General features: G+C 61.8%; 23 protein-coding genes. 7 read left to right on the top strand and 16 right to left on the bottom strand.

The genetic code is table 11. From position 1 onward, the window contains the following. Positions 1-56: 56 nt before the first annotated feature. The 8 genes from C4J85_RS23820 to C4J85_RS23855 all read right to left on the bottom strand — a co-directional run bounded on the left by C4J85_RS23820 (position 57) and on the right by C4J85_RS23855 (position 8,088). Positions 57-1,061 carry a septal ring lytic transglycosylase RlpA family protein gene (locus C4J85_RS23820; RefSeq protein WP_124408267.1) on the bottom strand — a complete coding sequence of 335 codons (1,005 nt, stop codon included), beginning with the start codon at positions 1,059-1,061 and terminating at the stop codon, positions 57-59. Further along, entirely contained in the window at positions 1,061-2,071 is a 1,011-nt protein-coding gene (gene mltB, locus C4J85_RS23825; RefSeq protein WP_124364555.1) for a lytic murein transglycosylase B, read from the bottom strand. Before mltB ends, C4J85_RS23820 begins: the two co-directional genes overlap by 1 nt. A gap of 17 nt (positions 2,072-2,088) precedes the next feature. Continuing rightward, on the bottom strand, positions 2,089-3,192 hold the full coding sequence (gene rodA / locus C4J85_RS23830) for a rod shape-determining protein RodA (RefSeq protein ID WP_065952056.1): 1,104 nt from the start codon (positions 3,190-3,192) through the stop codon (positions 2,089-2,091). A 31-nt stretch (positions 3,193-3,223) separates the two neighbouring features. Next, positions 3,224-5,122 carry a penicillin-binding protein 2 gene (mrdA, locus tag C4J85_RS23835; protein WP_124364556.1) on the bottom strand — a complete coding sequence of 633 codons (1,899 nt, stop codon included), beginning with the start codon at positions 5,120-5,122 and terminating at the stop codon, positions 3,224-3,226. A gap of 15 nt (positions 5,123-5,137) precedes the next feature. After that, positions 5,138-5,605 (bottom strand): 23S rRNA (pseudouridine(1915)-N(3))-methyltransferase RlmH, encoded by a 468-nt coding sequence (gene rlmH / locus C4J85_RS23840; protein ID WP_003176297.1) that lies wholly within the window; start codon positions 5,603-5,605, stop codon positions 5,138-5,140. A 9-nt stretch (positions 5,606-5,614) separates the two neighbouring features. Next, positions 5,615-6,109: a ribosome silencing factor gene (rsfS, locus tag C4J85_RS23845; RefSeq protein WP_003176298.1), complete on the bottom strand. Its 495-nt coding sequence runs from the start codon at positions 6,107-6,109 to the stop codon at positions 5,615-5,617. 69 nt (positions 6,110-6,178) lie between these two features. Next, entirely contained in the window at positions 6,179-6,823 is a 645-nt protein-coding gene (gene nadD, locus C4J85_RS23850) for a nicotinate-nucleotide adenylyltransferase (RefSeq protein ID WP_124408268.1), read from the bottom strand. Then, positions 6,823-8,088, bottom strand: a complete 1,266-nt coding sequence (locus tag C4J85_RS23855) for a glutamate-5-semialdehyde dehydrogenase (protein ID WP_124408269.1) — start codon at positions 8,086-8,088, stop codon at positions 6,823-6,825. Before C4J85_RS23855 ends, nadD begins: the two co-directional genes overlap by 1 nt. A 175-nt stretch (positions 8,089-8,263) precedes the next feature. On the opposite strand from C4J85_RS23855, the gene C4J85_RS23860 reads away from it, so the two are divergent. Continuing rightward, positions 8,264-8,947, top strand: coding sequence for a DNA-3-methyladenine glycosylase (locus C4J85_RS23860; protein ID WP_124368482.1), 684 nt, complete (start codon positions 8,264-8,266; stop codon positions 8,945-8,947). A gap of 146 nt (positions 8,948-9,093) precedes the next feature. Next, on the top strand, positions 9,094-10,410 hold the full coding sequence (locus C4J85_RS23865; protein WP_124410865.1) for a bifunctional DedA family/phosphatase PAP2 family protein: 1,317 nt from the start codon (positions 9,094-9,096) through the stop codon (positions 10,408-10,410). Here C4J85_RS23865 and C4J85_RS23870 read toward each other — a convergent pair. The 4 genes from C4J85_RS23870 to C4J85_RS23885 form a co-directional block, all read right to left on the bottom strand. Continuing rightward, a complete protein-coding gene (locus C4J85_RS23870) occupies positions 10,404-10,619 on the bottom strand; it encodes a hypothetical protein (RefSeq protein ID WP_124368484.1) in 216 nt (71 codons plus the stop codon). The two genes, C4J85_RS23865 and C4J85_RS23870, sit on opposite strands and share 7 nt — an antisense overlap. A 101-nt stretch (positions 10,620-10,720) precedes the next feature. After that, a complete protein-coding gene (locus C4J85_RS23875) occupies positions 10,721-11,311 on the bottom strand; it encodes an LON peptidase substrate-binding domain-containing protein (RefSeq protein WP_124410866.1) in 591 nt (196 codons plus the stop codon). A 21-nt stretch (positions 11,312-11,332) separates the two neighbouring features. Beyond that, positions 11,333-12,049, bottom strand: a complete 717-nt coding sequence (locus tag C4J85_RS23880) for an LrgB family protein (RefSeq protein WP_124368486.1) — start codon at positions 12,047-12,049, stop codon at positions 11,333-11,335. Further along, positions 12,046-12,399 carry a CidA/LrgA family protein gene (locus tag C4J85_RS23885; RefSeq protein WP_124368487.1) on the bottom strand — a complete coding sequence of 118 codons (354 nt, stop codon included), beginning with the start codon at positions 12,397-12,399 and terminating at the stop codon, positions 12,046-12,048. Before C4J85_RS23885 ends, C4J85_RS23880 begins: the two co-directional genes overlap by 4 nt. A gap of 180 nt (positions 12,400-12,579) precedes the next feature. Here C4J85_RS23885 and C4J85_RS23890 point away from each other — a divergent pair, with 180 nt between their 5' ends. From C4J85_RS23890 to C4J85_RS23900, 3 genes are all read left to right on the top strand, one after another. Continuing rightward, the gene (locus tag C4J85_RS23890; protein WP_124368488.1) at positions 12,580-13,035 is read left to right on the top strand and encodes a MaoC family dehydratase; all 456 of its coding nucleotides are present in this window, start codon (positions 12,580-12,582) and stop codon (positions 13,033-13,035) included. A 105-nt stretch (positions 13,036-13,140) separates the two neighbouring features. Further along, complete coding sequence (locus C4J85_RS23895; RefSeq protein WP_124410867.1) at positions 13,141-14,859, top strand: C13 family peptidase; 1,719 nt, start codon at positions 13,141-13,143, stop codon at positions 14,857-14,859. A 29-nt stretch (positions 14,860-14,888) separates the two neighbouring features. Further along, positions 14,889-15,530, top strand: a complete 642-nt coding sequence (locus C4J85_RS23900; RefSeq protein WP_124410868.1) for an oxidoreductase — start codon at positions 14,889-14,891, stop codon at positions 15,528-15,530. Positions 15,531-15,665: 135 nt separating this feature from the next. On the opposite strand, the gene C4J85_RS23905 is transcribed toward C4J85_RS23900, so the two are convergent. The 4 genes from C4J85_RS23905 to C4J85_RS23920 form a co-directional block, all read right to left on the bottom strand. Continuing rightward, a complete protein-coding gene (locus tag C4J85_RS23905; RefSeq protein WP_124368490.1) occupies positions 15,666-15,950 on the bottom strand; it encodes a YceK/YidQ family lipoprotein in 285 nt (94 codons plus the stop codon). Continuing rightward, positions 15,943-16,572: a flavin prenyltransferase UbiX gene (ubiX, locus tag C4J85_RS23910; protein ID WP_124364568.1), complete on the bottom strand. Its 630-nt coding sequence runs from the start codon at positions 16,570-16,572 to the stop codon at positions 15,943-15,945. The genes C4J85_RS23905 and ubiX overlap by 8 nt, the downstream gene beginning before the upstream one ends. Beyond that, a complete protein-coding gene (mpl, locus tag C4J85_RS23915; protein WP_124410869.1) occupies positions 16,569-17,918 on the bottom strand; it encodes a UDP-N-acetylmuramate:L-alanyl-gamma-D-glutamyl-meso-diaminopimelate ligase in 1,350 nt (449 codons plus the stop codon). Before mpl ends, ubiX begins: the two co-directional genes overlap by 4 nt. A gap of 140 nt (positions 17,919-18,058) precedes the next feature. After that, complete coding sequence (locus C4J85_RS23920; protein WP_124410870.1) at positions 18,059-19,966, bottom strand: sigma-54-dependent Fis family transcriptional regulator; 1,908 nt, start codon at positions 19,964-19,966, stop codon at positions 18,059-18,061. A gap of 271 nt (positions 19,967-20,237) precedes the next feature. Between C4J85_RS23920 and C4J85_RS23925 the strand changes: the two genes are divergently transcribed. Both C4J85_RS23925 and eat read left to right on the top strand, forming a co-directional pair. Continuing rightward, positions 20,238-21,758, top strand: coding sequence for an aldehyde dehydrogenase family protein (locus C4J85_RS23925; RefSeq protein WP_124368494.1), 1,521 nt, complete (start codon positions 20,238-20,240; stop codon positions 21,756-21,758). Positions 21,759-21,964: 206 nt separating this feature from the next. Next, entirely contained in the window at positions 21,965-23,398 is a 1,434-nt protein-coding gene (eat, locus tag C4J85_RS23930; protein WP_124410871.1) for an ethanolamine permease, read from the top strand. The last annotated feature ends 26 nt before the right edge of the window (positions 23,399-23,424 follow it).

The raw sequence follows: 23,424 nt of genomic DNA on the forward strand, positions 1-23,424 counted from the left end.
AACGAGCCAACAACCAGGGCCCAGGCATGCGCCTGAACCTGCAGTCCTTTATTGCCTTATTCCGCGGTCACTACGCTGGGTTGCCCCAGGTTCGCCAGGCGTACGCTGTTCTGCACTTGCGCCACCTCGCTCGGCGAGCCGATCGGCCCCATGCGCACACGGTGCAGGGTTTGCTGGTTACGCACGATGGAGCTGATGAACACTGGCGCGCTGACCATGCCGCTGAGCTTGGACCTTAACAGTTCTGCCGCATCCGGGTTGGCGAAAGCGCCCACCTGCAGGTACTGCCCGCCCACGGTGGAGGCACCGGGCGCGGCACGGGGCACGACGACCGTATCCGGCGCATGCTGCGCGGGCGGCGGCGTCCATTGTTCGATCTTGCCGGTCGATGCGGTCACTTGTGGTTGCGGGGTTTGCGGTTCGTTGAGCATCAACGGCGCCGGCTTGCCACGCTGGGCCCAGTACTGCGCCGGGTCGATGCCTTCGACCTTGACCCGTGCGGTACCGATTTCGGCGTAGCCGAGTTTCTTCGCGGCGGCGTAGGACAAATCGATGATCCGGTCCGAATAGAACGGCCCACGGTCATTGACCCGCAGGATCACCGTGCGGTTGTTGTCCAGGTTGGTCACGCGAACGTAGCTGGGCAGCGGCAGGGTCTTGTGCGCCGCGCTCATGCCGTACAGGTCATACACTTCGCCGTTGGCGGTATTCTGGCCATGGAACTTGGTGCCGTACCAGGACGCCGTGCCGGACTGCACGTAGGTCTTGGAGTCCTGCAGCGGGAAGTAATTCTTGCCCAGCACGGTATAGGGGTTGGCCTTGTAGGGGCCGGAGTGCAAGGTCGGCGTGGCATCGGGGATCTTCGACACATCCACATCCCACCACGGCGCGCCATCTTTGTGCGCACGGTTGATGTCCAGGCCCGGCTGGGCGCGAACCACCGCGCCGCCGGCCTTCTTGGCCGGCGCACGGTTCGGGCTGGTGGAGCAACTGGCGATCAGCAGGGACAACGCGGCGAACGCCACCAGCTTGAGCGGTTTTTTGAACGGCGATACCCGCATTACTTGTTGCCCCGTGCTTGAACCAGCTCGTCTGACAGCTGATGCACGGCCATGGCGTACATCACACTGCGGTTATAACGCGTGATTGCGTAGAAATTCTTCAGGCCCATCCAGTATTCCGGGCCATTTTCACCTTCAAGGCGGAACGCCGTCACCGGCATGTCATCGCGTGGCGCATTCTGACTCGACCAGCCCAGCGCTCGCAACTCCCCGACGGTCTTCACCGGGTCGATACCCTGGGTCAGGCCTTCGTCGGCACGCTCGCCCGTCACATCGGCGCGGACGACCACCGGCTCACCGCCGACCCAGCCGTGACGCTTGAAATAGCTGGCCACGCTACCGATGGCATCGTCGGGGTTGCTCCAGATATTGATATGCCCGTCGCCGTCAAAGTCCACGGCGTAGGCGCGAAAGCTGCTCGGCATGAACTGCGGCAAGCCCATCGCCCCGGCGTACGAGCCCTTGAGAGTCATCGGGTCGACCTGTTCTTCGCGGGCCAGCAGCAGGAATTCGCGCAGCTCCTTGCGGAAGAACTCGGCGCGGGGCGGGTAATCGAAGCCCAGGGTCGACAACGCGTCGATCACCCGGTAACTGCCGGTATTGCGCCCGTAGAAGGTTTCAATGCCGATGATCGCGACGATGACCTGGGCCGGCACGCCGTATTCCTGCTCGGCGCGGGCCAGTACCGCCTCATGCTGGCGCCAGAAGTCCACGCCCCTGGCCACGCGAGCGTCGGTGAGGAACATCGGGCGATATTCCTTCCACTGCTTCACGCGTTCGGCGGGGCGCGAGATGGCGTCGAGGATCGCCTGCTTTTTCTGGGCCTCGCGAAACACGCCCATCAGCTGTTCACCGGCGAAACCGTAGTCGCGGGTCATCTCACCGACGAATTCGGCGACCTGAGGTGAGCCATCGTAGTCACCGGCCTGCACCTCCTGCGTTGCGCCCAGCAGCCCAATCAGGCCCATCCAGGACGCATGCCGAGTTGCCCAGCCGCGCATTACTTGCATTGACATCTTCACCTTATTCAAACCTGTGCGATCCATTTGCGATGCGTATGAATCGACATCAAAACCCCAAACGCTGACAGCAATGTCACCAGCGAAGTTCCGCCGTAGCTAATGAATGGCAACGGCACACCTACCACCGGCAGCAGGCCACTGACCATACCGATGTTGACGAAAACATAAACAAAAAAAGTCATGGTCAGGCTGCCGGCCAGCAACTTGCCGAACAGCGTCTGCGCCTGCGCGGTGATCACCAGCCCGCGACCGATCAACAGCAAATAGATCAGCAGCAGCGCGCAAATGCCGACCAGGCCGAACTCTTCGCCCATCACCGCGATGATGAAGTCGGTGTGGCTTTCCGGCAGAAAGTCCAGGTGCGACTGGGTGCCCAGCAACCAGCCCTTGCCGAACACGCCGCCGGAGCCGATCGCTGCCTTGGACTGGATGATGTTCCAGCCGGTGCCCAGTGGGTCGCTCTCCGGGTCGAGGAACGTCAGGATCCGTTGCTTCTGGTAGTCGTGCATAAAGAAGAACCACATGGCCACGGCCACGGGCACGGCGGCGGCCAGCACGCTGAGAATCCAGCGCCAGCGCAAGCCCCCCATGAACAGCACGAACGCGCCGCCCGCCAGGATCAGCAACGAGGTGCCGAGGTCCGGCTGGCGCACGATCAGAATGAACGGCACGCCGATCAGCACCAGGCTGATCCCCACATGCTTGAGCTGTGGCGGCAACGTGCGCTTGGACAGGTACCAGGCGATGGTGGCCGGCATGAGAATCTTCATGAATTCCGACGGCTGGAAGCGAATCACCCCAGGGATGTTGATCCAGCGGGTCGCGCCCATGGCGTTGTGGCCCATCACGTCCACCACCACCAGCAGCAAAACCCCGGCGACATAACCGAGCGGCACCCAGCGCGCCATAAAGCGCGGCTCGAGCTGGGCGATCACCACCATCGACAACAGGCCCAGGCCGAACGAAGACGCTTGCTTGATCAGCAGGTCCCAGTTCTTGCCGCTGGCCGAATACAGCACGAACAGGCTGCCCGCCGCCAAGATCAGCAGCAGCACCAGCAGCGGGCCATCGATGTGCATGCGTTGCAGCAACGTCGCACGGCGACGCATCACATCCTCACTGGAGAGGATGCGGTCAAAATTACTCTTCACGGGCCGTAACCTCGGGGCTTGAAGGGGGGCCGCCATATTCGGGCTTGAGCTTGCCGTCGGCGGTCAGCAGCCAGGCGTCCATCACTTGACGCACCACCGGGGCCGCGACGCCGGAGCCGGATTCACCGTTCTCCACCATCACCGCCACCACGATTTTCGGGTCATCTGCTGGGGCAAAACCGACAAACAAGGCGTGGTCGCGGTGGCGTTCCTGAACCTTGGAGCGGTCGTACTTTTCACCCTGCTTGATCGCGACCACCTGGGCAGTACCACTCTTGCCGGCGATGCGGTACTGCGCACCGATCGCCGCCTTGCGTGCGGTGCCACGGGCCCCGTGCATGACCTGCTGCATACCGTGATTGACCTTGTTCCAGTCGGAAGGGTCGCGCAGCACGATGTCGGGGATCGGGTTCTCATCCAGCGGTTTCTCGCCCTCGATGGTCCTGGCCAGGTGCGGACGGTTCCAGATGCCCTTGTTCGCCACCAGCGCCGTCGCCTGGGCCAGTTGCAGCGGGGTGGCCTGCATATAACCCTGGCCAATGCCGAGAATCAGGGTTTCGCCGGGGAACCACGCCTGGCGGCGCGTCGCCCGCTTCCATTCCCGCGACGGCATCAGGCCTGGGGACTCTTCGAACATGTCCAGGGAGACTTTCTGACCGAGGCCGAACTTGCCCATGTAGGTCGACAAGCGATCGATACCCAACTTGTGGGCCAGGTCATAAAAATAGGTGTCGTTGGAGCGCATGATCGCGGTATCCAGGTCGACATAGCCGTCACCGGTGCGGTTCCAGTTACGGTATTTGTGATCGTAGTTGGGCAGCATGTAGTAGCCGGGGTCATAGACCCGACTCGACGCCGTGACCACACCCGAATCCAGGCCGGCAATCGCCACCGCCGGCTTGATGGTCGAACCCGGCGGGTACAGGCCGCGCAACACGCGGTTGAACAGCGGCCGGTCGATGGAATCGCGCAACTCGGCGTAGGCCCTGAAGCTGATGCCGGTCACGAACAGGTTGGGATCGAAACTCGGCTGGCTGACCATGGCCAGCACTTCGCCAGTCTTCGGGTCCAGCGCCACCACCGCACCGCGACGACCACCCAGCGCCATTTCGGCGGCTTCCTGCAGCTTGATGTCCAGGCTCAGCACGATGTCTTTGCCCGGTAACGGATCAGTGCGCTTGAGCACGCGCAACACGCGGCCGCGGGCGTTGGTCTCGACCTCTTCGTAACCCACCTGGCCGTGCAGTTCGGGCTCGTAGAAACGCTCGATGCCGGTCTTGCCAATGTGATGGGTGCCGCTGTAATTGACCGGATCGAGGGTTTTCAGCTCTTTCTCGTTGATGCGCCCCATATAGCCAACCGAGTGGGCAAAGTGCGGCCCCTGGGGGTAATGCCGCACCAACTGCGCCACCACCTCCACACCCGGCAAGCGGAACTGGTTCACCGCGATCCGTGCAATCTGCTCTTCGTTCAGCTCGAACAGAATCGGCACCGGCTCGAAAGGTCGGCGCCCCTGCTTCATGCGCTTCTCGAAAATGACTCGGTCTTCCGGCGTCAGCTGCAGCACCTCGACGATCACATCGAGCACCTGTTGCCAGTCGCCGGAACGCTCGCGGGTCATGCTCAAGCTGAAGCTGGGCCGGTTATCCGCCACCACCACGCCATTGCGGTCGAAAATCAGCCCACGGGTCGGCGGGATCGGCTGCACATGCACCCGATTGTTTTCCGACAAGGTGGAGTGATATTCGTACTGGATGACCTGCAGGTAATACAGGCGCGCGATCAGCACCCCGATCAGCGCCACCACCATGATCGCGCCAAATACCACGCGCGCACGTACCAGACGTGCGTCTTTCTCGTGGTCCTTGATGCGGATCGGCTGGGTCATCGGGAATGGCGCAGATTATTTGTGATAAGGATGCCCGGACAGAACTGTCCAGGCGCGATACAGCTGTTCACCGATCAGAATCCTTACCAACGGGTGCGGCAGCGTGAGTGCCGACAGCGACCAGCGCTGATCGGCTCGCGCACAGACTTCCGGCGCCAGCCCTTCGGGGCCGCCGACCATGAAGTTGACGGTGCGCGAATCCAGGCGCCAGCGGTCCAGTTCCACCGCCAACTGCTCGGTGCTCCAGGGCTTGCCGTGCACTTCGAGCGTAACGATGCGCTCGTTGGGCCCGACCTTGGCCAACATGGCTTCGCCTTCCTGACGGATAAAGCGCGCCACGTCGGCATTCTTGCCCCGGGTATTGAGCGGTATTTCCACCAGCTCCAGCGACAGCTCGGCAGGCAGACGCTTGGCGTACTCGTGCCAGCCCTCTTCCACCCACTTGGGCATGCGTGAACCGACAGCGATCAGACGCAGGCGCACAGCCGTTCCTTATTCCTGGTCTTTGTTGAGCTTGTCGAAGTGCGCGTGGCCCACTTCCGGGCTGTGGTGCTTGCCATCGGCGGCACGGCTCTGCTCGGCGCCTTTCCACAGACGCTCCAGGTCATAGAACTGGCGGGCGTTGGAGGTCATCATGTGAACGATCACGTCGTCCATGTCCAGCAGCACCCAGTCGCTGTCGCCCTTGCCTTCTTCACCCAGTGGCTTCACGCCTTGGGCTTTGACCGCTTCGCGAACCTTGTCCAGCATCGCGCCGATCTGGCGGTTGGAGGTACCGGTGGCGATGATCATGAAGTCGGTGATGCTCTGCTTGTCGCGTACGTCGAGCACCTGGATGTCCTGGGCTTTCACGTCTTCCAGGGCAGCCACGGCAACTTTTACCAGCTCTTCGCCAGCCAGTTCCGGACCAACGTGGGCTTCTACCGGCAGCGGCGCGCTCTTGAAGGTGCCTTTGCGCTTAACTTTGCTTACGTCTTTGTTCGTCATATAAAACTCGTTTTGCTCGTATGTTCGGGCGCTCGCTGCACGACGGTGCGTAGCGACAAGCGCGCCTTTTCAGTTCGACGCACGGTAAAATCCGTGCGCATCGATGTAGGCCAGGACCGCGTCAGGCACCAGGAAACGTACCGACTTACCGCTGGCCAGCAGTTGACGGATCTGGGTGGCGGACACCGCAAGCGGGGTCTGCCAGACGAATGCAATATTCCCGTTCGGCCCGGTCAGGGCCAAGGGGTCACTTACCGACCGCGCAGCCAGCAGGTTGCGCAAGGCATCCGGCGGTTCGCTGTCGGCATCCGGGCGTTGCAAAACCAGGATGTGGCAATGCTGGAGGAGTTCCTCCCAGCGGTGCCAAGAGGGCAGGCCGCAAAATGCGTCCCAGCCCAAAAGCAGAAACAACTGGTCATCGGCGGCCAACTCGGCGCGCATCAGTTCCAGGGTGTCGACAGTGTAGGACGGTTTATCGCGCTTGAGCTCGCGATCGTCCACCACCAACGGCGATATACCCTCCACGGCAACGCGCACCATTTCCAGGCGCTGTTGCGCTGACACCTGCGGCGTATCGCGATGGGGCGGCCGGAAATTGGGCATCAGGCGCAATTCATCCAGCGCCAGGGCATCCGCGACTTCCAGGGCACTGCGTAAATGGCCGATGTGCACGGGGTCGAAAGTACCGCCGAGCAGCCCGATGCGTTTAGCCATCAAGTGCGCACGTGACCGTCGCCGAACACCACGTACTTCTCACTGGTCAGGCCTTCCAGGCCAACCGGGCCACGGGCATGGAGCTTATCGGTGGAGATGCCGATTTCCGCCCCCAGGCCGTACTCGAAGCCATCGGCAAAGCGCGTCGAGGCGTTGACCATCACCGAAGCGGAGTCCACTTCATTGAGGAAACGCCGGGCATCGCTGAAATGCTCAGAGACAATGGCGTCGGTGTGCTTGGAACCGTATTTATTGATGTGCTCGATGGCCTGGTCCAGGTCGTCGACAATGCGGATCGACAGGATCGGCGCCGTGTACTCGGTGTACCAGTCCTGCTCGGTCGCCTCGATCACATCCGCGCCCAGCAACGCGCGGGTACGCTCACAACCGCGCAGCTCGACGCCCTTGTCGCGATAAATGGCGGCCAGCGGCGGCAGCACGCGCTCGGCGATGCCGGCGTGCACCAACAGGGTTTCCATGGTGTTGCACGGCGCGTAGCGGTGGGTCTTGGCGTTGTCGGCGATGCGGATCGCCTTGTCGAGGTCGGCGGCGATGTCGATGTAGACGTGGCACACGCCGTCCAGGTGCTTGATCACCGGCACCTTGGCGTCGCGGCTGACGCGCTCGATCAGGCTCTTGCCACCGCGCGGCACGATCACGTCGACGAATTCCGGCATGGTGATCAACGCACCAACCGCCGCGCGGTCAGTAGTTTCCACCACTTGCACCACCTCGGCGGGCAACTCGGCCACGGCCAGGCCCTGCTGAATGCAGGCAGCGATGGCACGGTTGGAGTTGATGGCCTCGGAACCGCCGCGCAGGATGGTGGCATTGCCCGACTTGAGGCACAGGCTCGCGGCGTCGATGGTCACGTTCGGGCGCGACTCATAGATGATGCCGATCACGCCCAGGGGCACGCGCATCTTGCCGACCTGGATGCCGGACGGCAGGTAACGCATATCGCGGATTTCACCGATGGGGTCAGGCAGCTTGGCCACCTGACGCAAGCCTTCGATCATGTCGTCGATACGCGCCGGGGTCAGCGCCAGGCGATCCAGCAGGGCCGGCTCCAGGCCATTGGCGCGGCCGTTGGCCAAGTCCTGTTCGTTGGCGGCGGTGAGCGCTGGGCGCGAAGCATCCAGAGCGTCGGCGGCGGCCAACAACGCGCGATTCTTCTGCGCAGTGCTCGCACGGGCGATCAACCGCGAGGCCTGACGGGCAGCGCGACCCAGGCGGGTCATGTAGTCAAGAACGGACTCAGTCATGGGTCAGGTAGTCTTGGCAAAGAGGAAAGCGGCAGATTATAGCTGTGACGCCGCCCGACTGACAGCGGTGAGGGGCGGATGGTCGAAATGAACTGTAAAAACCTGGGGTTCAGCGGTAATTAAGGTGGGAGTTGTTATGATTCCGTCACATTTAGCCGTAATTACCTTGAACGTTATGCCCACAATGACGCCCGAACTCCCTGCCAGCGCCCTCCCCGACAGCTTCTTCGACCGCGATGCACAGTTGCTCGCGCAAGAACTGCTCGGAAAAGTCATCCGTCATCGTGTCGGCGGAATTTGGCTTTCAGCCCGAATTATTGAAACCGAAGCCTATTACGTGGCCGAAAAAGGCAGCCACGCCTCACTCGGCTACACAGAAAAGCGTAAGGCTTTGTTTCTGGATGGCGGGCATATCTATATGTATTACGCCCGTGGCGGTGATTCGCTGAATTTCAGCGCCCATGGCCCGGGCAATGCCGTGCTGATCAAATCGGCGTATCCCTGGGTCGATGAAATTTCCGGCCCGGCGAGTTTGGCGCAAATGCTGTTGAACAACCCGAACCCCGACGGCAGCCCGCGCGCCGCGCAGAAACTCTGTGCAGGCCAGACGCTGCTGTGCAAGGCGCTGGGCCTGAAGGTGCCGATGTGGGATGCCAAGCGCTTCGATCAGGAACTGTTGTATGTGGAAGACGTAGGCCAGGTGCCCACGCAGATCATCCAGACCACGCGACTGGGCATCCCCAGCGGGCGCGATGAGCATTTGATGTACCGTTTCGTCGATGCTGGCTATGCGCCTTATTGCACACGGAACCCGCTGCGCCGGGGACAGGTCGAAGGCCGCGATTATTTTTTGATTTGATGCTCCATGTGGGAGGGGGCTTGCTCCCGATGGCGGAGTGTCAGTCAGACCATCTGATACTGACTCACCGTCATCGGGAGCAAGCCCCCTCCCACAGTTGATCATCAGCGTTTCAGCATATGCATTACAGAAATGGAGTGGAGTGTATGGGCCAATGGCTCGATAGCATTACCGGCTGGCTGACCCTGAACCCACAATGGCTGGCGGCGGCGGTGTTTATCGTTGCGTGCGTGGAATGCCTGGCCATCGCCGGACTGATCGTGCCGGGTACGGTGCTGCTGTTCGCGATTGCTGCACTGGCCGGCAGCGGCGCGCTGTCGTTGAGCGAAACCCTGTTGCTGGGATTTCTCGGCGGCTTATTGGGCGATGGGGTTTCCTACTACCTGGGCCGGCATTTCCACCAGAACATCCGACGCCTGCCCGGCCTTCGTCAGCACCCCGAATGGATGAATGGCGCTGAAACCTATTTCCATAAGTACGGCATCGCCAGCCTGTTGGTCGGGCGCTTCATCGGCCCGCTGCGCCCCATGCTGCCGATGGTGGCCGGCATGTGCGACATGCCGTTCCCGCGCTTCGCCGCCGTGAGCGTTATCGCGGCAGCGGGGTGGTCGGTGGCTTATCTGCTGCCGGGATGGGCCGCCGGCGCTGCGTTCCGCCTGCCATTGCCGGAAGGTTTCTGGCCGGAGGCGGCCATTGTCGCGGCCTGCCTGGCGGTGTTGCTGGGGCTGAGCTTGAACAGCAGCCTGCGCGGCCATCGTCGCGCGACCCTGTGGATTGGTTGCGCCAGCCTGACCTTGCTGGTCGCGCTGTTCATCGGCTACCCGCACCTCAACCATTTCGACCAGGGCCTGAGCGCCCTTGTGCAGGAACATCGCAGCCCGTGGCTTGACGAAGTAATGGTGCGCATCACCCAACTGGGCGAGTTCAAGAAAATGTTCGTGGCCAGCGCGGTGTTCACCGGCCTGCTGTTACTGGCGCGACAGTGGCGTCATGCCCTATTCGTTGGCGTCACACTGGCGGGAGCCGCCGTGATCAACACCGGCACCAAGCTCTTCTTCGCCCGTGGCCGCCCGGAAATCCTCACCGACCCGCTCACCAGCTTCAGCATGCCCAGCGGCCATGCCTCCGGCGCGTTTGCGTTCTTTCTGGCCCTGGCGGTACTGGCCGGGCGCGGCCAACCCACGCGGTTACGCCTGACCTGGCTGCTACTGGGCTGCATACCCGCCGCGTTCATTGCAGTGTCGCGGGTGTACCTCGGTGCTCATTGGCCCTCGGACATCCTGGCCGGCACGCTGTTGGCAATGACCGTCTGCGCGTTCAGCCTCACCCTCAGCCAATACCGCAGCCCCTTGCCGCCAATGACGCAAAAAGCCTGGTGGCTGGTGTTGCCCGCCGTGGTGGCCGTGCTCGGGTTTATTGCTTTTACCGGCACGTCCCATGCTTTGCTCAGGTACGCTTACTGATCCTTGGCCGGGCCGATCCACTCCACCGATGCCGAGCGGCGCTCAACGCAACGCTCGCGTCGCTCCAGCAGCATTTCATCAGCGATTTCAGCGGCGCGTTCGGCGATGTATTCCGGGCCCCGCGTGGCATCCTGCTGGAGTAATTGCGTGGTCACGCTGACAAGGTACGCGTCCCAGGCTTCTTGTTCCGAGGGTGTCAGCCGAATCATGGTCATCTCCGATCATTAGGGTGTGATCGGAAAATAGTGCAAGCCACGCTGCTGGAAGCAACGAAACAAAGTCTGAAAACCACGTCAGGGAAATCCGAATTTCAGGTGAATAATTCACCTTGCAACTCATCCAGCAGCATCTGGATCGCATCCAGCCGCTGCTGCGGATCGTCGAGTTGCAGCAGGTCGAGCTTGTCGGCCTCGGTGAACGGCAGCAGATACGCCAGCTGATTAGCCAGGGCCTGCTGGCCCTCGGCACGGGCGTCCATATCCAGCGAAGCGACCATCGGGTGCTCCGCCAATGCCTGCAGCAGCGCCAGCAGGTCGGCATCCTCTTCTTCCAGCGGCTGGTCCGGCAGCTCTTCGAGCCACTGCACCTCGGCCACCAGCAACTGGTCCTTGTGCACCTGGGCGTCACGTACGCGGAAACGCCGCCCGCCTTCGACACGAATGCCCGGCAGGCCGTTGTCCTGTTGCTTGAAGTCGCGAATCAGCGCCTCACAGCCAATCAGCGCATAGCCGTCCGGGGCCAGGCCGACTTCCTTGCCGTCAAGGATGCACACCACGCCGAAGCTTTCGCCCTTTTTCATGCAGCGGCTGATCATGTCCAGGTAGCGCGCCTCGAACAGTTGCAAATCGAGGGTGCAGCCAGGGAACAGCACAGTGTTGAGCGGAAACAGCGCCAGACTCATAAAGGTTTCCTTAAACCCGGTTCAAACGATCACCGACACGGCCAGCGGCAGGAACACCGCCGTGGCCACGCCCATCAGACTCATCGCCAGCGCCGCGAAGGCGCCGCATTCTTCACTTTCCTGCAGGGCCACCGAGGTGCCGACGGCATGGGCCGTCATACCCAGGGCCATGCCGCGTGCTTCGGGGCTGTGTACGCCCAGGCGCGACAGGAGCGCCGGGCCGATCATCGCGCCGACCACCCCGGTGATCAACACGAACACCGCGGCCAATGCCGCCACGCCACCGATCTGCTCGGCCACCAGCATGGCAATTGGCGACGTCACCGACTTGGGCGCCATGGTCATCAGCACCCTGTGTTCAGCGCCGAACCACCAGCCCAACACCACGCACAGGCCGGTGGCCAACACCCCACCTATCACCAGCGTAGTAAAGATCGGCCAGAACAATTGGCGAATCCGGCGCAGGTTCAGATACAGCGGCACCGCCAGGGCTACCGTCGCCGGCCCCAGGAGAATGCCCATGATCTCGGTGCTTTCGCGGTATTCGACGTAGCTCAGGCCGCAAGTGAGCAACACACCAATCACCAGCAACATGGAGACCAGCACCGGCTGCAGGAAGATCCAGCGGGTTTTCTCGAAAGCCGCCAGTACCAGTTGATAAGCACCCAGGGTGATGCCGATCCCGAACAGCGGGTGATGAATGACGGCCGTCCAGGCGCCCTGCCAATCGAACATCATTGACCCTTCTCCTTGCGCTTGACCATCTGTTGCATCAGCACGCCGACGACGCCCATGGCGATGACCAGCGACAGCACCAGCGCGCCGACAATGGCCCAGAAGTCTGCAACGATGTCCTTGGCATACACCATCACGCCCACGGCCGGCGGCACCAGCAGCAACGGCAGATACCGCAGCAGGCTGCCGGCCGCCAGGCTCAGCGGCTCGCTGACTTCGCCGCGCCAGATCAGAAAGCCAAGCATCAGCAGCAGGCCGATGATCGGTCCCGGCAATACCGGCAACAGCAGATGATTGATCGCTGTGCCGATCAGTTGAAACAACACCAGCCAGGTCAGGCCACGTAACAGCATCCGCTTTCTCCCCCTTAAAGCCTGCGCGCATTATAAGCACGCCCGCCCTATGCTCCGGCATTCGCCAAAAGCATGTCGTTGACCGGGCCGATTGCCCATGATGATCTACATTGGTTCTCTGTATCCCATAAAAAACCCTCATCAGCGGGGGATAAAAACGATGAAACCAGGAGAGATGCAATGCCCCAGGTACCCGTAGCGCAGCTCAAAGAGTATGTCGGCAAGGAACTCGGACGTTCCGAGTGGCTCACCATCGACCAGGCGCGCATCAACCTGTTCGCGGAGGCCACCGGCGATCATCAATTCATCCACGTCGACCCGGTCAAGGCGGCGCAAACCCCGTTCGGCAGCACCATTGCCCATGGGTTCCTGTCGCTGTCGCTGATGCCCAAGCTGATGGAAGACATCCTGATCATGCCCGAAGGCCTGAAGATGGCGGTCAATTACGGCCTCGACAGCGTGCGCTTTATCCAGCCGGTAAAGGTCGACTCCAAGGTGCGCCTGAACGTCACGCTCACCGATGTCCACGAGAAAAAACCCGGCCAATGGCTGTTCAAGGCCACCGCCACCCTGGAAATCGAAGGCCAGGAGAAACCTGCCTACATCGCCGAGTCGCTGTCACTCTGCTTCGTGTAGGACGCCGCCTGTGGTGAGGCAACAAACCTTGCCACAGTGTATGTAAATTTATGTATGAACCTCGCGGCTGCGGCATACTCGGCGCTCAATTATCCGGATCCCGCTATGCGCCCACTCGCTCCCCTTGCCCTTGCCCTGTTGCTCACCGCGTGCGGAGACGGCGAATCGCTGTTGCCGCCTGACGCGCGCCTGCCCGATGGCGGCCGCTACCGTGGTGATGTGGTCAACGGCTTGCTGCAAGGCCAGGGCCGTGTCGACTACCCCAATGGCAGTTGGTACGCCGGCGAGTTCGATAAGGGCCAGTGGCATGGCCAGGGCGAATGGCATGGCAGCAACGGCGAAGTCTACCAGGGCCAATTCAAGCAAGGCCTGTTTGACGGCCAGGGCCGCCTGACCACAGCGGGCAGCAGCTACGTCGGCGGCTTCAAGAACGGTCGACGCAACGGCGAAGGCACCCTCAAAGAGGGGCAGATGACCTACCGCGGCGAATTCAAGGACGACCAGTACTCCGGCCTCGGACGCCTGGAGCTGGCCGACGGCAGCCAATATCAGGGCCAATTCGCCCACGGCAAGCCCAATGGCGAAGGCCAGCGCAACGACGACAGCGGCAATCAGTTCAGCGGCCACTTCGTCGATGGTCAGCTGGAAGGCAACGGCACGTTCAACAGCGCGGATGGTGATATCTACGTCGGCCAGTTCAAACAGAACCAGCTCAACGGCAAGGGCCGCTATGAAAACGCCGACGGCGACGTGTGGATCGGCCAGTTCAAGGAAGGCGCGCTCAGCGGCAAGGGCGAATTGATCGGCGTCGATGGCAGCCACTACGTCGGCCAGTTCATCGATTGGCGCTTCAGCGGCGAAGGTCGCCTGAACCTTACCGATGGCAGCTTCTATATCGGCGGCTTCGACAGCGACAGCTACCAGGGCCGCGGCACGCTGGTGCTCACCGATGGCACGGTTCAGGCCGGCACCTGGGTCAACGGCATGCGCGTGCGCGATGCCGAGGGCAAGCTGCTGCCCGACCCACTGGAAATCGGCGTATTGGCCCAGGGTCGCTTGCTGGCTGACGCCCTCGCCGCCGTGCCCGCGTCTACGCCTGCCATCGAGCTGTACACCCTGGCACTGGCCGGTGACGGCAAGCAAAGCGTATTCCTGCGCGAAGCCGATTACGTCAGCAATATGCTCGCCACCCGCTTCGGTGCACATGGGCAGATTCGCCTGGTCAACCACCGCGACCATATCGCCGACCGCCCCATGGCCACCCGCGAAAATCTGCGCCGTGCCGTGCAAACCCTGGCCGAACGCAGCGGGCCGGAAGACCTGGTGTTCATCTATATGACCAGCCACGGCACTCATGAACACGAACTGGTGCTGGACCAGCCGCGCATGGAGCTGGCCGACCTGCCGGCCGACGAGCTGGCCGCCGTGCTCGCGCCGCTGAAAAACCGCGACAAGATCATCGTGATTTCCGCCTGTTACTCCGGCGGATTCATCCCGGCATTGAAGGATGAACGCACGCTGATCATGACCGCCTCGCGCGCGGATCGCGTGTCGTTCGGTTGTTCAGAAGAAGCAGACTTCACCTACTTTGGTGATGCCCTTTTCGCACAAGCTTTCAGCCAAACAGACGATTTGCAACAGGCGTTCAAACTGGCACAACTGCACGTGGCCGAACGCGAACAGGCGGACAATTTCGAAGCCTCCGAACCGCAGATCTGGGCCCCCAAGGGCGTGATCGCCCATTGGCAATTATTACGCAAACAGCAGGCACGAAAGGCGCTCGAAAGCGTCTCAATGAATAGCAAGGAAGCCAAAGGCAACTAAGCTGTAACGTGTAACAAGGGGGAAACACCATGTACCTGACACCGCAGCATATCCTGCTGGCCGGCGCCTCTGGCCTCACCGGCGAACACTTGCTGGACCGCCTGCTCAACGAACCTACCGTGACCCGCGTACTGGCACCCAGCCGCAAACCACTGGCTGAACACCCGCGCCTGGAAAACCCGGTGGGCGACCCGGCAGTGGTCCTGCCACACCTGGACGGCCAAGTGGATATCGCTTTCTGCTGCCTGGGCACTACGATCAAGAAGGCAGGTTCGGAAGCGGCGTTCCGTGCGGTCGACCTGGATCTGGTGGTGACCTTCGCCAAGCGCGCACGGGAAATGGGCGCGCGGCACCTGATCGTGATCAGTGCGATTGGCGCCGACCCGAAATCCTCGGTGTTCTACAACCGGGTCAAAGGGGAAATGGAGCAGGCGTTGAGAGCACAGGATTGGCCGCAACTGACGATCGTGCGGCCATCGTTGCTGTTGGGCGAAAGACTCGAGCCGCGCCTGGCCGAACAACTGGCAGGGCCGCTGTCACGCCTGATTCCGGGCAAGTACCACGGCATTGAAGTCTGCGAACTGGCCCGCGCCATGTGGCGCCTGGCGCTGGAAGAGCAGGACGGGGTGCGCGTGGTGGAGTCGGATGAGCTGCGCAAGCTCGGCAAATAAAGTCTACACAGCAACAAATGTGGGAGGGGGCTTGCTCCCGATCGCGGTGGGTCAGTCGCCTGATGGGTTGACTGAACCACTGCTATCGGGAGCAAGCCCCCCCACATTTGGTTTTGTGTTGCCATTAAGGTCGAGTTATAGCCCGCCGGTGGCGTTGAAGCCCACACCCAGCACCGTCAACGCCGACAGTGGCAACAGCAGGGTGTCGAGCAGCGCACTGGCCGGCAGGTCGATATGCGGGTAACTCGGCGCCTCAGCGCCGAACCGGTCCTTGGCACAACAGCCTCCATTGATCGCATACAGGTCCAACCGCGTACCGGCATACACCACCGGCGCGCCAGGTTGCGCGGCATCCAGCGTGCGAGCGGTGGCGCAGCCCGCCAATAGCAGCGCCAGCACGACCAGCAGCGCCTTATTCATCGCCGCTCAAGTGATGCTCGCCCCAGCGTGGCAGCATGTCTTGCGGGATATTAAGCAAGTTGAGAATACGCGCCACCACAAAGTCCACCAGGTCGTCGATGGTCTGCGGCTGATGATAGAAGCCGGGCGATGCGGGCAATATGGTCACGCCCATGTTCGACAACTTGAGCATGTGCTCCAGATGGATGCTCGAATAGGGCGCTTCACGCGGCACCAGGATCAACTGACGGCGTTCCTTCAAGGTCACGTCCGCCGCGCGCTCGATCAAATTATTACAGGCGCCCGTGGCAATCGCCGACAGCGTGCCGGTGGAACAGGGCACCACCACCATCGCCGCCGGCGCACCGGAGCCGGAAGCGACCGGCGACATCCAGTCCTCTTTGCCATAGACCTTGATCTGCCCCGCCGCCGCGCCGGTGTATTCGGTGAGGAAGGCCTGCATCATCTGCACCTTGGCCGGTAATGCGACATCGGTTTCGGTCGCCATCACCAACTGCGCCGCCTTGGAGATCAGAAAATGCACCTCACGGTCTTCACGCACCAGGCAATCGAGCAAACGCAGGCCGTAAGGCGCACCGGAGGCGCCGGTCATCGCCAGGGTGACGCGTTCCGGGCCGCTCACTTGAGCGCCTCGGCCAGCTTGCCGTGCAGGCCGCCGAAGCCGCCGTTGCTCATGATCACCACATGGGTGCCTGGCTTGGCCAGCTGCTTGACGTGCTCGATGATACCCTCCAACGAATCACAGACGGTCGAAGGCACACTGCACCGCGCGGCGATCGCCGGCAGGTCCCAGCCCAGGTTGGCCGGTGCATACCAGACCGCCTGGTCGGCGTCATTGACGCTTTCCGGCAGGCCATCACGGTGCGCCCCCAGCTTCATGGAGTTGGAGCGCGGCTCGACGACAGCAATAATCTGCGCATCACCGACGCGTTTGCGCAGGCCGTCCAACGTCGTGGCAATCGCCGTGGGGTGGTGGGCAAAGTCGTCGTAGATGGTAATCCCATTCACATCGGCGACCTTTTCCATGCGCCGCTTCACGCTCTTGAATGCGCTCAATGCCGCGATACCCATGGAAGGCACCACCCCCACATGCCGCGCAGCCGCCAGGGTGACCAAGGCGTTGGCGACGTTATGCTGGCCGGTCATGTCCCACTCGACCGTGCCTTGGGGTTGGCCTTCGAACAGCACTTCAAACCTGGAACCGTCGTCACTGAGCAATCTGACCTGCCACTGCCCGCCCGCGCCGGTGGTTTGCACCGGAGTCCAGCAGCCCATCTCGATCACGCGCTGCAACGCCGGTTCGGTGGTCGGGTGAATCACCAGCCCTTCACTTGGAATGGTACGCACCAGGTGGTGGAACTGCCGCTCGATGGCCGGCAGATCCGGGAAGATGTCGGCATGATCGAATTCAAGGTTGTTCAGGATCGCCGTGCGCGGACGGTAGTGGACGAACTTGGAGCGCTTGTCGAAGAACGCACTGTCGTACTCGTCGGCCTCGATCACGAAGAACGGCGTCTCCCCCAGGCGCGCCGACACCGAGAAGTTCTGTGGCACACCGCCAATCAGGAAACCCGGGCTCATGCCCGCATGCTCCAGCACCCAGGCCAACATACTGCTGGTGGTGGTTTTGCCGTGGGTGCCGGCAACTGCAAGCACCCAGCGCCCCTGCAGCACATGGTCGGCCAGCCACTGGGGGCCGGAGACATACGGCAAGCCTTTATTAAGGACATACTCGACCGCAGGGTTACCGCGGGACATGGCGTTGCCGATCACCACCAGATCGGGGACCGGGTCGAACTGCGCCGGGTCGTAGCCTTGAGTCAGCTCAATGCCCTGAGCTTGTAGCTGAGTGCTCATGGGCGGATAAACATTGGCATCGGAGCCGGTAACGTGATGGCCCAGCTCTTTGGCAAGTACCGCCATCGAGCCCATGAACGTGCCGCAGATACCCAGAATATGAATGTGCATAGTTGACCTCGTAAATCATCGAGGCAGGTTAGCGCAGGGAATAGGAAATGGCACTCTTTAGGTCACTCTGCCAAGTGCGCTGGCAGTAGGCAGCCCAGTGGAGCCCCCCATGGGCTTGAGGTGAACTGCATTTTTCACGGCTAAACGACCAAACTGCGTGAAATTTCATACTTTCGCAACTTTCGGTAAAGCGTATTACGGCTCACCCCTAACTGCTGCGCCGTTTGGCTCATGTGCCAGCGTTGCTGCTCCAGCGTTGCCAGCAAAGCCGACCGCTCGGCGTCGTCCAGGGGCGAACGTGCAGGGCGCTGTTCACTCGATTGCGCGCGAGCCTGGCGGATGTTTGCAGGTAAATCCTCAAGCCCGACCAAGCTTGTGTCGCACAGCGCGACCAGCGTGCGCAACACCGTACGCAGCTGTCGGATATTGCCCGGCCACGCGTACGCCAACAGCACTTCACGCGCCGCAGGCGTCAGGCCAACAGCCTGCTTACCCGCCTCCTGCGCCAGCAGGAAGTCCAGCAGTTGCGACTTGTCACGGCGCTCACGCAACGCCGGAAGGGCGACTTCCAGGCCGTTCAAGCGGTAATACAAATCTTCGCGAAAGCTGCCGTCCTGCACACGCTCAAGCAGATTTCGGTGCGTGGCGCTGATAATTCGCACGTTCACCGCCTGGGGCTCACCGCCGATAGGTACCACCAGGCGGTCCTCCAGCACTCTCAACAAACGGGTTTGCAGCGCCACAGGCATATCGCCGATTTCATCCAGAAACAGCGTACCGCCATCGGCTTGTTGCAGCTTGCCGCGCATGCCTTCCTTCAGCGCTCCGGTGAAACTGCCACCGCGATAACCAAACAGCTCGCTTTCGATCAGGTTTTCCGGGATGGCCGCACAGTTGAGCGCGACAAAGGCCTTATCGGAACGCTGGCTGGCCTGGTGCACGGCCTTGGCGAACGCTTCTTTCCCGCACCCGGTTTCACCGTTGATCAGCAGTGGCACATCGCGCTCGAACACCCGCAGCGCCTTGCGCATTTCGTCTTGCAGCGCCGGGTCGCCCAGGCAAATCCCGGAAAGCCGTGGCGATGCGGGCTGGGTAGCCGGTGTGGGCACACGGCGCGGCTGGCCTCTTAACGCCGCAAACAGGCTGCGCCCCTCACGGGTACGCAACGGCCAACTGGCGGTCGCACTGGCGCTGGCGCGGCTCAGCAGTTGGTCCAGCGAACAATCGAAAAATGCCTCCACCGGCTGCCCCAGCAAACCGCTACGCGTGCATGCGAGCAGGTTGAGCGCGCTCTGGTTGGCCGCGCAAATGCGCCCCTCACCGTCGAACGCCAGCAGCCCTTCACTGAACAGGCCCACGGACTCGGCTTGCAGGTGAAAACGCAGTAGCCAATGGTGCTCAAAGTGGCGCAGGAAATAGCAACTCTCGATCATCTTCGCCGAGAGATTGACCAGCGCCATGGTGTGGAATTGGCTCTGGCGCGACACCGCTTCCCGAGCCGACGACACGTCCAGCACCGCCAGCAGTTCACCGTGAGGATCGAACACCGGGCTCGCCGAGCAGGTCAGCCCGGTGTGACGGCCGCGAAAGTGTTCGTCGCGATGAATCGTCACGGACTGGCGCTCAACCAGGCACGTCCCGATGCCATTGGTGCCCTCGCGGGCCTCACTCCAATCGGCGCCCAGCCATAACCCGGCGCGCTCGAAAATCTTGCGCTCGGACGGCGCGGTGACGCAGTTGAGGATCACGCCGCGCGCGTCGGTGAGCAGCACCGCGTGGCCCGCGCCGGAGAGCTGTTGATGCAGGCTGTTCATCTCGTTGCCGGCGATGTGCAGCACCTGCTGCAGGCGTTCGCGACTTTCCAGCAGGCGACCCTGTTCGAGCACGGTAGGGGCGATAGTTTGCGCGGGATCGAGGTGGTAATCCTCCAGGCAGCGCAGCCAGGAGCGAGCAATGGACGGATCGCTGCCGGGGCCTTGGGAGCATTCATGCCCGCGTGTGACGGTCAAGACTTGCCGGGCGTGGCGACTGAACTGATCGTTGTGCATGTTCTTATTATTCTCCCTGCGTGAGAACGCCCAGCATCCTCCAGGCACCCAGCCATTGCAATCCCGACCCGACCCGCCGGTCACGGGCCGTATCGTTTATGACACACACTGTCACCCCACCTGTACCGACGGGGTGACAGCAACGCCCGGTAAAAATATTAACCCCTTGATTTACCTGGCCTGCAACGCAGTGGCCCAACCTTTGCTCTACGCTTTATCACGCGCTTGCCGCGCTGTACTCCAATAAACATAAAAGCAGGAGATGCCCACCATGCGTTATGCACACCCCGGTACTGAAGGCGCTATCGTTTCGTTCAAGGCCAAGTACGGCAACTACATCGGTGGAGAATTCGTTGCCCCGGTCGATGGCAATTACTTCACCAATACGTCGCCGGTCAACGGCAAGCCCATCGCCGAATTCCCGCGCTCCACTGCCAAAGACATCGACAACGCCCTGGACGCCGCCCACGCCGCCGCTGACGCCTGGGGCAAGACTTCGGCCCAGGACCGCTCGCTGGTCTTGCTGAAAATCGCCGACCGTATCGAACAGAACCTTGAACTGCTGGCCGTCACCGAAACCTGGGACAACGGCAAGGCCGTGCGCGAAACCCTCAACGCCGACATCCCGCTGGCCGCCGACCACTTCCGCTACTTCGCCGGCTGCATCCGCGCTCAGGAAGGCAGCAGCGCCGAAATCAACGAACTCACCGCCGCCTATCATTTCCATGAGCCGCTGGGCGTGGTCGGCCAGATCATCCCGTGGAACTTCCCCCTGCTGATGGCCGCCTGGAAGCTCGCCCCGGCCCTGGCCGCCGGTAACTGCGTGGTGCTCAAGCCTGCCGAGCAGACGCCGCTGGGCATCAACGTACTGATGGAGCTGATCGGCGACCTGCTGCCGCCCGGCGTACTCAACGTCGTGCACGGTTTCGGTAAAGAGGCCGGCGAAGCCTTGGCCACCAGCAAGCGCATCGCCAAGATCGCCTTCACCGGCTCCACCCCGGTGGGTTCGCACATCATGCATGCGGCGGCCGAGAACATCATTCCGTCCACCGTCGAACTGGGTGGCAAGTCGCCGAATATCTTCTTCGCCGACATCATGAAAGCCGAACCGCAATTCATCGAAAAGGCCGCCGAAGGCCTGGTGCTGGCGTTCTTCAACCAGGGCGAAGTGTGCACCTGCCCATCGCGCGCGCTGGTGGAAGAGTCGATCTATGAAGACTTCATGAAAGTGGTGATGAAAAAGGTCGAGTCGATCAAGCGCGGCGATCCGCTGGACACCGACACTATGGTTGGCGCCCAAGCGTCGGAGCAGCAGTTCGACAAGATTCTGTCCTATCTGGAAATCGCCAAGGGCGAAGGGGCGCAACTGCTCACCGGCGGCAAGGTCGAGAAGCTCAGCGGCGACCTGGCCACCGGCTATTACATCCAGCCGACCCTGCTCAAGGGCACCAACGAAATGCGCGTGTTCCAGGAAGAAATCTTCGGCCCAGTGGTAAGCATCACCACCTTCAAGGACGAAGCCGAAGCCCTGGCCATTGCCAACGACACCGAGTTCGGCCTGGGCGCCGGCCTGTGGACCCGCGACATCAACCGCGCCTACCGCATGGGCCGTGCGATCAAGGCCGGCCGCGTGTGGACCAACTGCTACCACCTGTACCCGGCGCACGCCGCGTTTGGCGGTTACAAGAAATCCGGTGTGGGCCGTGAGACGCACAAGATGATGTTGGACCATTACCAGCAGACCAAGAACTTGCTGGTGAGCTACGACATTAATCCGTTGGGTTTCTTCTAACCCACAACACCCTCCCACCCTTGCAATGCAATCAAAGGTGGGAGGGGGCTTGCTCCCGATAGCGGTGGATCAGCCAACAACTCAGTAGCTGACACACCGCCATCGGGGGCAAGCCCCCTCCCACACTTAGAACTTCACAAGTACTTGCGAACTGCATTCGGCACACAGAGGCCGAGTTAAAACAATAAGAATGGAAGGTACTTCCCATGCCCAGCGAACCCACAAGTTCTTCCGTCGATTTCGAAAAAGTCGGCACCGATTACTTTCAACAACGCGAACTCAAAAAAGGCGCCGCCGGCTGGGTGTTATTAGTTGGCCTCGGTGTCGCCTACGTCATCTCCGGCGATTACGCCGGCTGGAACTTCGGCCTGGCCCAGGGCGGTTGGGGCGGCATGTTTCTCGCCACACTGCTGATGGCCACCATGTACCTGTGCATGTGTTTTTCACTGGCCGAACTGTCTTCCATGATTCCTACCGCAGGCGGCGGCTACGGCTTTGCCCGCAGCGCGTTTGGCCCTTGGGGCGGGTTTCTCACGGGCACGGCGATCCTGATCGAATACGCCATCGCGCCCGCCGCCATCGCGGTGTTTATCGGCGCGTATTGCGAGTCGCTGTTCGGCATTGGCGGCTGGATGATCTACCTGGCGTTCTACATCATCTTTATCGGCATCCACATCTTTGGGGTGGGTGAAGCGCTGAAGTTGATGTTCGTGATTACCGCCATCGCAGCCATCGCCCTGGGCGTGTTTCTGGTAGCGATGGTGCCGCACTTCAATGTCGTCAACCTGCTGGATATCCCGGTGACCGAAGCCAAGGGTGCCAGCCCTTTCCTGCCGTTCGGCTACGTCGGCGTGTGGGCGGCGATCCCCTATGCGATCTGGTTTTTCCTCGCGGTAGAAGGCGTGCCCCTGGCCGCTGAAGAAACCAAGAACCCCAAACGCGACCTGCCACGCGGGCTGATCGGCGCGATTGTGGTGCTGACCAGTTTTGCCCTGTTGATTCTGGTGATCGCGCCGGGCGGTGCGGGCACTTACGCCTTGATCAAATCCGGCAACCCACTGGTGGAAGCGTTGGCATTGTCCTACGGCGGCTCGACCTGGATGGGCAGCTTCGTCAACCTGGTAGGCCTGGCCGGCTTGATCGCCAGCTTTTTTTCGATCATCTACGCCTATTCGCGGCAGATCTTTGCCCTGTCCCGCGCTGGCTACCTGCCGCGCAAGCTGTCCGAGACCAACAAGAGCAAGGCGCCGGTGTTGGCGCTGGTGATCCCCGGCATCATCGGTTTTGGCCTGTCGTTGACCGGCCAGGGTGATCTGCTGATTCTGGTGGCCGTGTTCGGCGCCACCATCTCCTATGTGCTGATGATGGCCGCCCACATCACCCTGCGCATCCGTCGCCCCAAAATGGAACGCCCCTACCGCACGCCGGGCGGCATCTTCACCTCGGGCGTGGCGCTGGTACTGGCCTGCGTGGCCGTGGTGGCGGGCTTTCTGGTGGATCCGCGCGTGGTCATTGGCGCCGCGATCATCTATGGAGTATTAATTGCTTACTTTGCTTTCTACAGCCGGCATCACTTGGTAGCGGGCACGCCGGAAGAAGAATTCGCGGCGATCCAGGCCGCAGAGGCCGCCTTGCACTAACTGCCGTAAACCTCGACGCGGGCGCC

It is taken from the genome of Pseudomonas sp. R4-34-07, assembly GCF_003852375.1.
In the GTDB taxonomy this organism is placed as follows: Bacteria; Pseudomonadota; Gammaproteobacteria; order Pseudomonadales; family Pseudomonadaceae; genus Aquipseudomonas.